The sequence below is a fragment of the Campylobacter hepaticus genome (genome assembly GCF_001687475.2).
Classification (GTDB): Bacteria; Campylobacterota; Campylobacteria; order Campylobacterales; family Campylobacteraceae; genus Campylobacter_D; species Campylobacter_D hepaticus.
In genome coordinates, this window is the sequence record NZ_CP031611.1 from 273,826 (window position 1) to 288,102 (window position 14,277).

Below are 14,277 nucleotides of genomic sequence, written 5' to 3' on the forward strand. Positions count from 1 at the left end.
ATGTTAAAAAGAGAATATTTAAAAAATCCATACTTACTTTTAGGTTTAACGATCTTATTTACTTATGTTTTTAGTGTGATTTGTAGGCTTTATTGGATTTGGTGGGCGAGTGAATTTGATGAGTATTTTTTTAATAATCAATTAATGATTATTTCAAATGATGGCTATGCTTTTGCTGAAGGTGCAAGAGATATGATAGCAGGTTTTCATCAGCCTAATGATTTGAGCTATTATGGTTCTTCTTTATCTACTCTTACTTATTGGTTTTATAAAATACTACCTTTTTCATTTGAAAGTATTATTTTGTATATGAGTGTTTTTTTATCTTCTTTGGTGGTTATTCCTATCATTTTAATAGCTCATGAATATAAGCGACCTTTAATGGGTTTTATTGCTGCTCTTTTAGCAAGTATAGCAAATAGTTATTATAATCGCACTATGAGTGGATATTATGATACTGATATGCTTGTGATTGTTTTGCCTATGTTTATTGTATTTTTTATGATAAGAATTATTTTAAAAAAAGATCTTTTTTCTTTAATTATGTTACCTTTATTTGTAGAAGTGTATCTTTGGTGGTATCCTTCAAGTTATACTTTAAATGTTGCATTAATTGGTCTTTTTTTTATTTATACTTTGATTTTTCATAGGCGTGAAAAGATTTTTTATTTAGCTCTTATTTTATCTTCTTTTACACTTTCTAAGATAGCATGGTTTTATCAAAGTGCTATTATAACGATATGTTTTGTTTTGTTTGTTTTAGAACAAAAACGTTTAAATTTTTTAACCATAGGTATTTTGGGATTTTTAACTTTGGTATTTTTGATTTTAAGTGGAGGAGTAGATCCTATATTGTATCAGCTTAAATTTTATATTTTTAGAAGTGATGAGAGTGTAGGTTTGACTCAAGGATTTATGTATTTTAATGTTAATCAAACCATACAAGAGGTTGAAAATGTAGATTTGAGTGAATTTATGAAAAGAATTAGCGGTAGTCAAATCGTTTTTGTGTTTTCTTTGTTGGGTTTTGTTTTATTAATGAAAGAACGTAAAAGTATTATAATGGCTTTACCTATGCTTTTTCTTGGATTTTTAGCTTTAAAAAGTGGATTAAGATTTACTATATATGCTGTGCCTATAATGGCTTTAGGTTTTGGTTTTTTATTGAGTGAATTAAAAAATATAGTATTTAAAAAATATCATCAATCAGCTTTAAATATTTGTATTTTTATTGCTGTTGTGGCTTTAATTCCTATATTGATTCATATTTACAATTATAAAGCTCCAACTGTTTTCTCTCAAAAAGAGGTTTTATTATTAAGTCAATTAAAAAATATAGCTGATAGAGAAGATTATGTAGTAACTTGGTGGGATTATGGTTATCCTGTGCGTTATTATAGCGATGTAAAAACTTTAGTAGATGGAGGAAAGCATTTGGGTAAAGATAATTTTTTCCCATCTTTTGTTTTAAGTAAAGATCAGCAAGCTGCTGCTAATATGGCAAGACTTAGTGTTGAGTATACGGAAAAAAGTTTTTATGCTTTAGGACATGATATTTTAAAAATAGATATTTTAAAAGCTATGATGAAAGATTATAATCAAAGCAATGTAGATTTATTTTTAGCTTCTTTATCTAAACCTGGATTTGAAATTCATACTCCAAAAACTCGTGATGTTTATCTTTATATGCCCGCTAGAATGTCTTTGATTTTTTCTACTGTGGCGAGTTTTTCTTTGATTAATTTAAATACAGGTGTTTTGGATAAACCTTTTACTTTTAGTACTGCTTATACTATTGATATTAAAAATGGTGAAATTTATCTAAGTAACGGAGCGATTTTAAGTGATGATTTTAGCAGTTTTAAAATAGGTGATAGCGTGATTTCAATCAACAGTATTATAGAAATTAATTCTATTAAACAAGGTGAGTATAAAATTACTCCAATTGATGATAAAGCCCAATTTTATATTTTTTATTTTAAGGATAATGCCACAAGATATACTCAGTTTATTTTAATGGATAAGCTTATGTTTAATAGTGCTTATGTGCAAATGTTTTTTCTAGGAAATTATGATAAAAATTTATTTGATTTAGTTCTTAATTCTAAAGATGCTAAAGTTTTTAAACTTAAAATTTAAGGATAAAAATGAGAATAGGTTTTTTATCGCACGTAGGATCAAGTATTTATCATTTTAGAATGCCTATTATTAAAGCTTTAAAAGCTAGAGGAGATGAAGTTTTTATCATAGTTCCGCAAGATGAATACACGCAAAAACTTAAAGAACTCGGTTTAAATTTGGTGATTTATGAGCTTAAAAGATCAAGTTTGAATCCTTTAGTGGTTTTAAAGAATTTTTTTCATCTTGTTAAGATTTTGCAAAAATTAAATTTAGATTTTATTCAAAGTGCAGCGCATAAAAGCAATACTTTTGGAATTTTAGCGGCAAAATGGGCTAAAATTCCTTATCGTTTTGCTCTTGTAGAAGGTTTAGGATCTTTTTATATAGAAAGAAATATAAAATCAAGATTAATATGTTTTGTGGTTAATATGCTTTATAAAATTAGTTTTAAAATAGCCTCTAAATTTATTTTTGTTAATGAAAGTAATGCAAAATTTATGCAAAATTTAGGACTTGATGAGAGTAAAATTTGCATAATAAAATCAGTGGGAATTAATCTAAAAAAATTTTTTCCTCTTTATATAGGACAAGAGCAAAAACAATTATTTTGGAAACAGTTTGATATAGATAAAAAGCCTATTGTACTTATGATTGCAAGGACTTTATGGCATAAGGGTGTGAAAGAATTTTATCAAAGTGCTAAAATGTTAAAAGATAGGGCTAATTTTGTATTAATAGGTCAAAGAGATGATAATCCTTCTTGTGCAAGTTTGGAATTTTTAACTTCAGGTAATGTGTATTATTTAGGTTTTAAAGACGATGTAATAAATTTTTTACATAATTGTGATATTTTTGTTTTACCAAGTTATAAAGAGGGTTTTCCTGTAAGTGTTTTAGAAGCAAAAGCTTGTGCTAAGGCTATAATAGTAAGTGATTGTGAGGGTTGTGTAGAAGTAATTTCTAATGCTTATGATGGACTTTGGGTTAAAACAAAAGATACTCAAGATTTAATTGATAAAATTGTACTTTTATTAGAGGATGAAACATTAAGATTTAATTTAGCCAAAAATGCTGCTAAAGATGCTTTAAAATATGATGAAAATGTAATTGCACAAGAATACTTAGCACTTTATGATGAAGAGGTAAAAAATGTATGAAAAATTTATGAAAAGAATTTTTGATTTTATTTTAGCTTTGGTTTTTTTAATACTTTTTTCTCCTATTATTTTATTGATTGCTTTACTTTTAAAAATTACTCAAGGGGCGGTGGTCTTTACTCAGGAACGACCTGGTTTAAATGAGAAAATTTTTAAGATTTATAAATTTAAAACTATGAGTGATGAAAAAGATGAAAATAACCAACTTTTAAGTGATGAGTTGCGTTTAAAAACTCTTGGGAAAATTATTAGAAATTTAAGCTTGGATGAACTTTTACAGCTTTTTAATATTTTAAGAGGCGATATGAGTTTTGTAGGTCCTAGACCTCTTTTAGTCGAATATTTAACTCTTTATACTAAAGAGCAAAAAATGCGTCATAAGGTGCGTCCAGGTATAACAGGATGGGCTCAGGTAAATGGGAGAAATGCTATTTCTTGGTATAAAAAATTTGAACTTGATGTTTATTATGTAGAACATATTTCTTTTTGGTTTGATTTAAAAATTATGTTTTTAACGGTTTTAAAAGTTTTAAAGCGAAGCGGGGTAAATAAAAAAGGTTATGTTACAACAGAGAAATTTAATGGCAAAAACTGAAAAAATTTATATTTATGGTGCAAGTGGACATGGACTTGTTTGTCAAGATATAGCTAAAAATATAGGTTATAAAGAATGTATTTTTTTGGATGATTTTAAAGGAATGAAATTCCATCCTAAATTACCTAAATATGATTTTTTTATAGCCATAGGAGATAATATTATTAGAAAGCAAATTTATAAAAAAGTTTTAGCAAGTGGTTTTAAGATTGTTAATCTTATTGACAAAAATACTTTTATAAGTCCTAGTGCAAATATAGAAGAAAATTCTGGAATTTTAATTATGCCTTATGTAGTAGTTAATGCTAAGGCTAAGATAGAAAGAGGTGTTATTTTAAACACTGCAAGTGTAATTGAGCATGAGTGTGTTATAGGAGAATTTACTCATATAAGCGTAGGTGCTAAATGTGCAGGAAATGTTAAAATAGGAAAAAATTGTTTTTTGGGTATTAATTCTTGTATTTTGCCTAATTTAAGTTTGGCTGATAATAGTATTTTAGGTGGTGGAGCAACTTTAGTTAAAAGTGAAAATGAAAAAGGGGTTTTTATAGGAGTTCCTGCAAAAAGAAAAATATCAATATGAAAATCTTATAAAAATTTTTTCTTTTTTATCAATTTTTTTCGCTAGAATATATTTGATTTGATACAATATTTCTTTTATATAAAAGGACAAATAATGAGATTTTTTCTTTCTTCGCCTCATATGAGTGGCAATGAATTAAAATACATAGAGGAAGTTTTTAAAAGTAATTATATAGCTCCTTTGGGTGAATTTGTAGATCGTTTTGAACAAAGTGTAAAAGAATATACTAAAAGTGAGAATGCTTTGGCTTTAAATTCAGCTACAGCTGCTTTGCATTTAGCTTTAAGGGTGGCAGGGGTGAAACAAGATGACATAGTTTTAGCCTCATCTTTTACTTTTATAGCTTCAGTAGTTCCTATTTGTTATCTTAAGGCTAGACCTATTTTTATTGATTGTGATGAAACTTATAATGTTGATATTAATTTATTAAAACTTGCTATTAATGAATGTGAAAAAAAACCAAAGGCTTTTATTTTAACTCATCTTTATGGTAATGCTGCAAAAATGGATGAAATTGTTCAAATTTGCAAAGAAAATAATATTATTTTGATTGAAGATGCAGCAGAAGCTTTGGGAAGTTTTTATCAAAAACAAGCTTTAGGAACTTTTGGGGAATTTGGAGTTTATTCTTATAATGGCAATAAAATCATTACCACTTCAGGTGGGGGTATGCTTATAGGTAAGGATAAAGAAAAAATTGAAAAAGCAAGATTTTATAGTACTCAAGCAAGAGAAAATTGTTTGCACTATGAACATTTAGATTATGGTTATAATTACCGTCTTAGTAATGTTTTAGGAGCTATTGGGGTAGCGCAAATGGAGGTTCTAGAGCAAAGAGTGCTTAAAAAAAGAGAAATTTATCAATGGTATCAAGAATTTTTAGGGGATTATTTTGTTTTTTTAGATGAATTGGCTAATTCAAGAAGTAACCGTTGGCTTAGTACGGCTTTGATAGATTTTGATAAAAATGAACTTAATGCTTATGAAAAAAATATTAAAATTACTCAAAAAAATATTCTTTTGCATCCTAAAATTACTAGGATTATAGATGATTTAAAAAATCAACAAATTGAAACGCGCCCACTATGGAAAGCTATGCATACTCAAGAACTTTTTAAAAATCAAAAAGCTTATGTTAATGGTAATAGCGAGTTGTTTTTTAAAAAAGGAATTTGTTTACCAAGTGCTACTTCAATGAGTCAAGATGATGTTTATGAAATTTCACAATTAATTTTAAAGAGTATAAAGGCTTAAGTATGATTTTTCATAAAAGCAAAAGGTTGACCTTTTTTTTGATTTTTGATACTGTTTTGATTTTGCTTAGTGTTTATTTAGCTTTTTCTTTAAGATTTAGTGGTGATATTCCTGGTATTTTTTATCATGGTATGTTAACTTGTGCTATGATTTTGCTTTGCTTAAAACTTATTTTTTTATTTATTTTTAGAATTTATAAGGTAGCTTGGAGATTTTTTTCTCTTAATGAAGCGAGAAAAATTTTTATTGCTTTAATCTTAGCAGAGCTTTGTTTTTTAGTGATTTTTTATTTTTTTAGTGATTTTTTTAATCCTTTCCCAAGAAGTATTATTGTTATAGATTTTGCACTTTCTTATATGTTCATAGGTACTTTAAGGATTAGCAAAAGAATGCTTGTTGATTTTAAACCTTCAAAAATAAAAGAAGAGATGCCTTGTATTGTTGTAGGAGCTACTTCTAAAGCATTGCATTTGTTAAAAGGTGCAAAGGAAGGAACTTTAGGACTTTTTCCTGTTGGTGTTGTAGATGCGAGGAAAGAACTTATAGGGACTTATTGCGATAAATTCATTGTAGAGGAAAAAGGAAAAATAAAATCTTATGTAGAAAAAGGCGTTAAGACGGCTATTATTGCTTTAAAACTTGAGCAAGAAGAGTTAAAAAAACTTTTTGAAGAATTAATTCACTATGGAATTTGTGATGTAAAAATTTTTTCTTTTACGCAAAATGAAGCAAGAGATATTAGTATAGAAGATTTACTTGCTAGAAAACCTAAGGATTTAGATGATAGGGTTGTAGCTACATTTTTAAAAGATAAAGTGGTTTTAGTTAGTGGGGCAGGTGGAACTATAGGAAGTGAGCTTTGCAAACAATGTCTTCAATTTGGAGCAAAACATCTTATAATGATTGATCATAGCGAATATAATCTTTATAAAATTAATGAGAAATTAGCTTTATATAAAGAAAAAATTACCCCTGTTTTGTTAAGTATTTTAGATCAACAAAGTTTAGATAAGGTGTTAAAATCTTATAAACCTGATCTTATTTTACATGCAGCAGCTTATAAACATGTCCCACTTTGTGAACAAAATCCTCATGCAGCTATACTAAATAATATTTTAGGTACTAAAATTTTGTGTGATAGTGCTAAAAAAAACAAAGTAGCTAAATTTGTAATGATAAGCACAGATAAAGCTGTGCGTCCTACTAATATTATGGGTTGCACTAAAAGGGTTTGTGAGCTTTATACTTTGAATATGAGTGATGAAAATTTTGAAGTTGCTTGTGTACGTTTTGGTAATGTTTTAGGTTCAAGCGGGAGTGTTATACCTAAATTTAAAGCACAAATTGCAAATAACGAACCTTTAACTTTAACTCATCCTGATATAGTGCGTTATTTTATGCTTGTAGATGAGGCAGTTCAACTTGTTTTGCAAGCTGGGGCAATTGCAAAAGGAGGGGAGCTTTTTGTACTTGATATGGGCAAGCCTGTGAAAATTATGGATTTAGCTAAAAAAATGCTTTTACTTTCTAATCATAATGATTTAGAAATTAAAATTACGGGTTTAAGAAAAGGTGAAAAGCTTTATGAAGAACTTTTGATTAATGAAGATGATGTTAAAACGCAATATGAAAGTATTTTTGTTACAAAAACTGATAAAGTGGATTTAGTTTGGCTTAATGAGGAAATTCAAAATTTGCAAATTAGTGAAGATGTTTGCAATGCTTTATTGAAGATTGTTCCTGAATTTAAGCATAATAAAGAAGGAATATAAATGTATATAAAAGATATACAAAGATTTGAAGAGAATCGTTATCGTGCTAGAGCTTACATGAGTTATATTTTAACAAGAAATTTACCCAATAAACTTCCAAATATTCATCTAGATAGTATTAAAATAGCTTTAGATAAAATAGTACATGATGTGAGTGTTTTTGATGCTTTATATGTTTTAGATGCTTCAGGCATACAAATAGAAAATACTATTTCTTTAAATAAAATTTATGAAACAGGAAAGGGTGAAGATAGGAGCTTGAAATCTTATTTTTATAGAGTGGTAAAATTAAGGCGTTGTGTTTTAAGCGATCCTTATCCTTCTGTTTTAAATAATGAATTATGTGTTACAGCATCAATGCCTATTTATGATGATAAAAATAATTTACTTTTTGTTGTATGTATTGATATAAAGCTTGAAGATATATTAAAAATTATCAAAGCGGGAAAATTTGAATTTATCTTTACTCAATTTAGTCGTTTTATATATTTTTGTTTTGCTTTAGTTTTATTTATTATTACTTGTTTTTTATTTAAAAAAGGTTTTTTAAGTTTATTTGATAATCAAGCTATAGGTATAGAAAATATGTTTGAAAGTACTATTGCTATAACTTTAGCCTTGGCTATTTTTGATTTAGCAAAAACTTTGATTGAGCAAGAAGTTTTGGGTAGGACTAAAGAAGAAGAAGGTGGTATGCAAAAAACCATGGTAAAATTTCTAGGTTCTATTATTATAGCTTTAGCAATTGAGGCTTTAATGTTAGTATTTAAACTTGCTATTGGGGATTTATCTCAAATGATTTATGCTATTTATCTTATTAGTGGAGTGAGTTTACTTTTACTGGGATTAAGCGTATATTTGTTTATGGTTAAATATAAAAATAATAGTATTTGAGTTAAATTTTAAGTAAAAGATGATATAATTTAGTTTGTAAATTTTTGGCTTGATTAATAAGACCAAAAAGGGTAAAATATAAGAGTACAAAACTTTGAAAGGAAGAGATTGTGAAATTGTTAGTTGTTGATGACAGTTCTACTATGAGAAGGATTATTAAAAATACCCTAACAAGACTTGGACACGATGATGTTTTAGAAGCTGAGCATGGAGTGGAAGCTTGGGATTTATTGACTAAAAATGAAGATGTTAAAGTATTAATTACAGATTGGAATATGCCTGAAATGAATGGCTTAGAGCTTGTAAAAAAAGTAAGAGCTGAAGCAAAATATGAAGATATGCCTATTATTATGGTTACAACTGAGGGTGGAAAAGCTGAAGTGATTACTGCTTTAAAAGCTGGTGTAAATAATTATATTGTAAAACCTTTTACTCCGCAAGTTTTAAAAGAAAAACTTGAAGATGTTTTAGGAACTGGTAGCGCAGAAGGTGCAGCAGAGTAAGACTCATTTTTGAAATTTTAAATGCAGAAAAAATATTATGAATTATTTTTTATCGTAGAAAACCGGTATAAAAATCTATTTCTTGAATTTGTTTTTGACTTAGGTGTAGAAGCTATAGAGGAAAAAGATAACGGTATTTATATAAGATCTAATGAGAGTTTAAATGAACTCTCATGGGCACTTGAAATATTTGCTCAAAAACTTGCAATATCTTTTAATTTAAACCATGATATTATTTCTAATTTAACACTTAAAGAAAAAGAAAACAAAGATTGGATAAATGAATATAGAAAAGCTATAAAACCTATTTTAATTGATAGTGTTTATATTCATACAAGTTGGCAAGAAGAGAAAAAAGAATATATTAATATAAAAATTGATCCAGCTTTAGCTTTTGGTTCAGGTCATCATGAAAGTACGTATTCTTGTGTGAAATTTTTACAGCAATTTGCTACACCTAAATTAAGAGTTTTAGATCTTGGTTGTGGTAGTGGAATTTTAGGTATTGTTATGGCAAAATTATCTTGTGAAGTTGAAATTTGTGATACTGATGAATTGGCTATTGATAGTGCTTTAAAAAATGCAAGATTAAATAAAATAAATTTTAAAAAAACATGGTGTGGTTCTATAAATAAGGCAAAAGGTTTATATGGTTTAATTGTTGCAAATATCGTTGCTGATGTAATTTTAATTTTAGAAAAAGATATTAAAAACCATTTAGAAGATAATGCTATACTTATCTTATCAGGAATTTTGGATAAATATAAGATGAGAATTAAGAAAAAATTTCAAGATTTAGAGCTCATTGATGAATTGCAAATCAATGAGTGGTATAGTTTTGTATATAAAAATAATAAAAAGGATAAATAATGAATAATAACACCCAAAATAATAAGGGTAATCCACAAGGTAGTAATTTTTTTAATAAAAATCCTATTGTTATTTTTGCGATTTTTGCAATTGTGATGATAATTATTTTTAAAGGATTTTTTGACGGAAATGGTTCTTTTGGTGGAGCATTAACTGGAAATGAAACAAGTAAAAATGTTCCTTATTCAGAATTAAAAAAACTTATTGAAAATGGACAAATTAATCAAGTAAGTATAGGTCAAACTACTATTAAAGCAATTTCAAGTTCACATAATATTATTTATATAGCTAAAAAAGTTAATGATCCTGAACTTGTGAATTTGTTAGATAGTAAAAATATTGGTTATGGAGCTTATTCTGAAACAAATTGGTTAATGGACATACTTGTTTCATGGGTTTTACCAGTATTTATTTTCTTTGGTATTTGGATGTTTTTAGCAAGTCGTATGCAAAAAAATATGGGTAGTTCTATACTTGGTATAGGAAGTTCTAAAAAACTTGTAAATTCAGAAAAACCAAAAGTTAAATTTAGTGATGTGGCTGGAGTAGAAGAAGCGAAAGAAGAAGTTAAAGAAATTGTAGATTTTTTAAAATATCCTGAAAGATATATTAAACTTGGAGCAAAAATTCCAAAAGGACTTTTACTTGTTGGACCTCCAGGTACAGGTAAGACTTTACTTGCTAAAGCTGTTGCTGGTGAAGCTGATGTACCGTTTTTTAGTGTATCAGGTTCATCTTTTATAGAAATGTTTGTAGGTGTAGGTGCCTCTCGTGTAAGAGATTTATTTGAAAATGCAAAAAAAGAAGCACCAGCTATTATTTTTATTGATGAAATAGATGCTATAGGTAAAAGTCGTGCTGCAAGCGGTATGATGGGTGGAAATGATGAAAGAGAGCAAACCTTAAATCAGCTTTTAGCTGAAATGGATGGTTTTGGAACGGAAAGTTCTCCTGTTATTGTTTTAGCGGCTACAAATCGTCCTGAAGTTTTAGATGCGGCTCTTTTAAGACCAGGAAGATTTGATCGTCAAGTTTTAGTTGATAAACCTGATTTTAAAGGTAGATGTGATATTTTAAAAGTACATATGAAAGATGTTAAAATTTCTTCCAAGGTTAAAGTAGAAGATATTGCACGTTTGACTGCAGGACTTGCAGGAGCTGATCTTGCAAATATTATTAACGAGGCAGCGCTTTTAGCAGGAAGAGATTCTAAAAAATATGTAGAACAAAATGATCTAGTAGAAGCTGTTGAAAGAGCAATTGCTGGACTTGAGAAAAAATCACGACGTATCAATGAAAAAGAAAAGAAAATCGTTACTTATCATGAATGCGGACATGCGTTGATTGCTGAAACTACTAAAGGTGCTAAACGTGTTAGCAAAGTTTCTGTTATTCCTCGTGGTCTTGCAGCGTTAGGTTATACTTTAAATACACCAGAGGAAAATAAATTTTTAATGCAAAAGCATGAACTTATTGCTGAAATAGATGTACTTTTGAGTGGACGTGCAGCTGAGGAAGTGTTTATTGGTGAAATTTCAACTGGGGCAAGCAATGATTTAGAAAGAGCTACTGATATTATAAAAGCTATGATTTCTATATATGGTATGAGTGAAATTGCAGGACTTATGGTTCTTGAAAAACAAAGAAATACTTTTTTAAATGGTGGGCAAACTATAAAAGACTATTCTGAAAAAATGTCACAATCTTTAGATGATTATGTTAAAAAAACTTTAGATGAGCGTTATGAGGATGTAAAAAATACTTTAAGTACTTATAAGGGAGCAATTGAAGCCATGGTGGCAGTATTGTATGAAGAAGAAACTATTGAGGGTGCTAAAGTACGCGAAATTATTAAAGATTTTGAAATTCAAAATAATCTTCCAACACGTTTGCAAGAAATTGATGAAGTTAGTAGTGAAGTAAAAGAATGAAAGAATATATTGCCAAAGAAGGATATTTAAGCTTAATTTTTATAATTTTGCTTTTTATCCTTATATGGATTTTTTATTCTTTTTCTGTTTTATTATTATTAATAATTTTATTTTGTTTTTTTCTTTTTAGAATACCTAAAAGAGATTTTATTTGTAATGATGGAAAAGCTATTTTTTCTCCTATAGATGGTAAGATAACCAAAATAGAAAATGTTTATTATCAAGATCTTGGCGAATGTGTAGAAATTAATATCAAAAATGCTTTTTATGATGCTGGAACTTTTAATGCACCTTGTAATATGGATCTTATAGATATTCGCTTAAAACATGGACTTTTTTTGTGCAGTGAGTTAAAATTTGCAAAAATCATGAATGAAAGACTCTGTATTTTAGCAAAAACTAAAAATGATAAAATCATAGCTTTACGTATTTATGCAGGTTGTTTTGATAGGAAATTAAAATTAGAAAATATTTCCTATGATTTAAAAGTAGGGCATAGAATGGGATTTTTAATTAATGGCTCTATAAGCTTGCTTTTGCCAAAAGACACTAGAGTTCATATAGGTATACATGATGAAATTAAAGCAGGCTCCTTGCTTGCTTATCTTGTATAGGAAAATTATGAATAATAGACCACAACTAATTTATATTTTGCCAAATCTTTTTACGGCTGCTTCAGCATTTTTAGGTGTTATTTCTATTATAGCTTCTATGCATCAAAATTATTGCATGGCTTTGATTTACATTATTTTATCTTTAATTTGTGATGGGCTTGATGGTCGTGTGGCTAGGCTTACTAATTCAACTTCTAAATTTGGTGTAGAGTTTGATTCTTTAGCGGATTTAGTAGCTTTTGGTGTTGCACCTGCAGTACTTTTTTATATGTGTATAGGAATACATTTTGAAAAGTTAGGTTCTTTAATTACAGCTTTTTTTGTTGTTTTTGGTGCTATTCGTTTAGCAAGATTTAATGTTACCACAGGCGCTTATGAGCCTTCTGTTTTTATAGGTTTACCTATACCAACAGCAGCTGTAGTAAGTGCTATATGGACTTATGCTTTTTTTAGTTATGATTTTTTAAAACCTTATGGGGTGGTTTTTTTAATTTTACAGGCTATTTTAGGTCTTTTAATGGTAAGCAATATACGTTATCCAAGTTTTAAAAAAGTTGACTTTAATCGCTCTAGTGTTTTGAAGGTTTTGGTTTTATTAATAATTGTATTTTCATTTTTATATCTTTATCCACTTGAAAGTTTGGTAATTTTGGCAAGTTTGTACGTACTTTATGGTATTGTACGTGTTTTATATACTATTATTATTTCAAAATTGAAAGTAAAAAATTAAGAATAAATTTTCTCAAGTTTTTCACATTCTTCTTGTTTAAAACCAGCTTTTATTCTTGCTTTGAGGTTTATTTTTTTACCTGCAAGAGGAAATTGCTTAAAGATTTTGCAAAGATCTATGAAGTCATATTGATTTTCATTAGCAAATTTCCACCAAGTATCTCCTTTTTTTACATGTTTTATTTCATCATTAAGAATGATATCTAAATATTCTATTAAGAGCTTTTTAATAGGATGATTAGAGCTTTGAAGTTTTTTTACAATATAAGGATTAGCATCTAATCCTTTTGCTTCTAAGCCTCTATGAACAATGCCCATTCTAAAATTTAAAGAATCTTTAGTGGCTTCTAAAGCAGCTTCTAAATTATCATGAACTGCAAAAGATCCGTATTTATAGCCAAGTTCTTCAAGCGCAGAATTTAAGAGTTGAAAATGTTTAATTTCTTCACTAGCTACTTCAAGCCAATCTTGATAAAATTGCATGGGTAAATTTTTAAAACGGTAACTTGCATCAAGGGCTAAATTAATAGCACTAAATTCTATATGGGCAATAGAATGTATGATTTTAGCAAGAGCATGGGTTGAATTAACAAGTTTAGGTCTTCTTATACGTGTAGGATGTAATAAGGTTATATTTTGGGGTGTATTTTTTTGAAAAATACTTAAAGATTCATGATTAAAAATAAATTTATGACTTTTAAAATCTTCATAAAAATTTTTAAAATGATCAATTTTTTGTTTTATATCTTTTTGATAGAGTATATTTTGAAGTTGATTAAAAAATTCTTTTTGCATTTGAAAACTTTCTTAAAAATTATAAAATCATATTTTAAAATTGAAATTTTAATTATATAATATAAAAAATGATTTTACCAAGGATTAAGTATGAGAAAGTTAAATGAGGAAGAAAAAAATATTATTTTAAATAAAGGAACGGAAGCTCCTTTTAGCGGAAAATATAATGATTTTTATGAAAAAGGGATGTATCATTGTAAACAATGTCATGCAGAACTTTATAAATCTGAAGATAAATTTAAATCAGGTTGTGGGTGGCCTAGTTTTGATGATGAAATAAAAGGAGCAATTGAAAGAATTCCTGATAAAGATGGAATTAGAACAGAAATTATATGTGCAAATTGTAAAGGACATTTAGGACATGTTTTTATAGGAGAGGGTTTTTCTGTTAAAAATACAAGACATTGTGTGAATTCTATTTCTTTGGAATTTGTAAAAAGTGAGAATTAAAATATGCTT

Annotated in this window: 14 protein-coding genes; 13 read left to right on the forward strand and 1 reads right to left on the reverse strand. The window is 27.9% G+C overall.

Annotation, left to right across the window (positions count from 1 at the left end; translation table 11 throughout):
• The 12 genes from A2J15_RS01350 (at position 1) to pssA (ending at position 13,024) form a co-directional block, all read left to right on the forward strand.
• The gene (locus A2J15_RS01350; RefSeq protein ID WP_066778666.1) at positions 1-2,139 is read left to right on the forward strand and encodes an STT3 domain-containing protein; all 2,139 of its coding nucleotides are present in this window, start codon (positions 1-3) and stop codon (positions 2,137-2,139) included.
• Positions 2,140-2,147: 8 nt separating this feature from the next.
• Complete coding sequence (locus A2J15_RS01355) at positions 2,148-3,278, forward strand: glycosyltransferase family 4 protein (RefSeq protein WP_066778668.1); 1,131 nt, start codon at positions 2,148-2,150, stop codon at positions 3,276-3,278.
• Positions 3,271-3,873, forward strand: coding sequence for an undecaprenyl phosphate N,N'-diacetylbacillosamine 1-phosphate transferase (gene pglC, locus A2J15_RS01360; RefSeq protein ID WP_066778670.1), 603 nt, complete (start codon positions 3,271-3,273; stop codon positions 3,871-3,873). The genes A2J15_RS01355 and pglC overlap by 8 nt, the downstream gene beginning before the upstream one ends.
• Positions 3,860-4,456: a UDP-N-acetylbacillosamine N-acetyltransferase gene (pglD, locus tag A2J15_RS01365; protein ID WP_066778672.1), complete on the forward strand. Its 597-nt coding sequence runs from the start codon at positions 3,860-3,862 to the stop codon at positions 4,454-4,456. The genes pglC and pglD overlap by 14 nt, the downstream gene beginning before the upstream one ends.
• A gap of 93 nt (positions 4,457-4,549) precedes the next feature.
• Positions 4,550-5,710 carry a UDP-N-acetylbacillosamine transaminase gene (gene pglE / locus A2J15_RS01370; protein ID WP_066778674.1) on the forward strand — a complete coding sequence of 387 codons (1,161 nt, stop codon included), beginning with the start codon at positions 4,550-4,552 and terminating at the stop codon, positions 5,708-5,710.
• A 2-nt stretch (positions 5,711-5,712) separates the two neighbouring features.
• Positions 5,713-7,482 carry a UDP-N-acetylglucosamine 4,6-dehydratase (configuration-retaining) gene (pglF, locus tag A2J15_RS01375; RefSeq protein WP_066778676.1) on the forward strand — a complete coding sequence of 590 codons (1,770 nt, stop codon included), beginning with the start codon at positions 5,713-5,715 and terminating at the stop codon, positions 7,480-7,482.
• Positions 7,483-8,376, forward strand: a complete 894-nt coding sequence (locus A2J15_RS01380) for a PDC sensor domain-containing protein (RefSeq protein WP_066778678.1) — start codon at positions 7,483-7,485, stop codon at positions 8,374-8,376.
• Between the two features lie 110 nt (positions 8,377-8,486).
• On the forward strand, positions 8,487-8,879 hold the full coding sequence (locus A2J15_RS01385; RefSeq protein ID WP_066778680.1) for a chemotaxis response regulator CheY: 393 nt from the start codon (positions 8,487-8,489) through the stop codon (positions 8,877-8,879).
• A gap of 21 nt (positions 8,880-8,900) precedes the next feature.
• The gene (locus A2J15_RS01390) at positions 8,901-9,749 is read left to right on the forward strand and encodes a 50S ribosomal protein L11 methyltransferase (RefSeq protein WP_066778682.1); all 849 of its coding nucleotides are present in this window, start codon (positions 8,901-8,903) and stop codon (positions 9,747-9,749) included.
• Entirely contained in the window at positions 9,749-11,680 is a 1,932-nt protein-coding gene (ftsH, locus tag A2J15_RS01395) for an ATP-dependent zinc metalloprotease FtsH (protein WP_066778684.1), read from the forward strand. Before A2J15_RS01390 ends, ftsH begins: the two co-directional genes overlap by 1 nt.
• Positions 11,677-12,294: a phosphatidylserine decarboxylase gene (locus A2J15_RS01400; protein ID WP_066778685.1), complete on the forward strand. Its 618-nt coding sequence runs from the start codon at positions 11,677-11,679 to the stop codon at positions 12,292-12,294. The genes ftsH and A2J15_RS01400 overlap by 4 nt, the downstream gene beginning before the upstream one ends.
• 7 nt (positions 12,295-12,301) lie before the next feature.
• Entirely contained in the window at positions 12,302-13,024 is a 723-nt protein-coding gene (gene pssA / locus A2J15_RS01405; protein WP_066778688.1) for a CDP-diacylglycerol--serine O-phosphatidyltransferase, read from the forward strand.
• Here pssA and A2J15_RS01410 read toward each other — a convergent pair.
• Positions 13,021-13,818, reverse strand: coding sequence for a ferritin-like domain-containing protein (locus A2J15_RS01410; RefSeq protein ID WP_066778690.1), 798 nt, complete (start codon positions 13,816-13,818; stop codon positions 13,021-13,023). The two genes, pssA and A2J15_RS01410, sit on opposite strands and share 4 nt — an antisense overlap.
• A gap of 90 nt (positions 13,819-13,908) precedes the next feature.
• Here A2J15_RS01410 and A2J15_RS01415 point away from each other — a divergent pair, with 90 nt between their 5' ends.
• The gene (locus A2J15_RS01415) at positions 13,909-14,268 is read left to right on the forward strand and encodes a methionine-R-sulfoxide reductase (RefSeq protein ID WP_066778691.1); all 360 of its coding nucleotides are present in this window, start codon (positions 13,909-13,911) and stop codon (positions 14,266-14,268) included.
• Positions 14,269-14,277: the final 9 nt, after the last annotated feature.

Coding starts and splice junctions, on each gene's coding strand:
- ftsH (WP_066778684.1), top strand. CDS start 9,749: ATGAATAATAACACCCAAAATAATAAGGGTAATCCACAAGGTAGTAAT.
- A2J15_RS01380 (WP_066778678.1), top strand. CDS start 7,483: ATGTATATAAAAGATATACAAAGATTTGAAGAGAATCGTTATCGTGCT.
- pglD (WP_066778672.1), top strand. CDS start 3,860: ATGGCAAAAACTGAAAAAATTTATATTTATGGTGCAAGTGGACATGGA.
- A2J15_RS01355 (WP_066778668.1), top strand. CDS start 2,148: ATGAGAATAGGTTTTTTATCGCACGTAGGATCAAGTATTTATCATTTT.
- A2J15_RS01415 (WP_066778691.1), top strand. CDS start 13,909: ATGAGAAAGTTAAATGAGGAAGAAAAAAATATTATTTTAAATAAAGGA.
- pglF (WP_066778676.1), top strand. CDS start 5,713: ATGATTTTTCATAAAAGCAAAAGGTTGACCTTTTTTTTGATTTTTGAT.
- A2J15_RS01400 (WP_066778685.1), top strand. CDS start 11,677: ATGAAAGAATATATTGCCAAAGAAGGATATTTAAGCTTAATTTTTATA.
- A2J15_RS01390 (WP_066778682.1), top strand. CDS start 8,901: ATGCAGAAAAAATATTATGAATTATTTTTTATCGTAGAAAACCGGTAT.
- A2J15_RS01350 (WP_066778666.1), top strand. CDS start 1: ATGTTAAAAAGAGAATATTTAAAAAATCCATACTTACTTTTAGGTTTA.
- pssA (WP_066778688.1), top strand. CDS start 12,302: ATGAATAATAGACCACAACTAATTTATATTTTGCCAAATCTTTTTACG.
- A2J15_RS01410 (WP_066778690.1), bottom strand. CDS start 13,818: ATGCAAAAAGAATTTTTTAATCAACTTCAAAATATACTCTATCAAAAA.
- pglE (WP_066778674.1), top strand. CDS start 4,550: ATGAGATTTTTTCTTTCTTCGCCTCATATGAGTGGCAATGAATTAAAA.
- pglC (WP_066778670.1), top strand. CDS start 3,271: ATGTATGAAAAATTTATGAAAAGAATTTTTGATTTTATTTTAGCTTTG.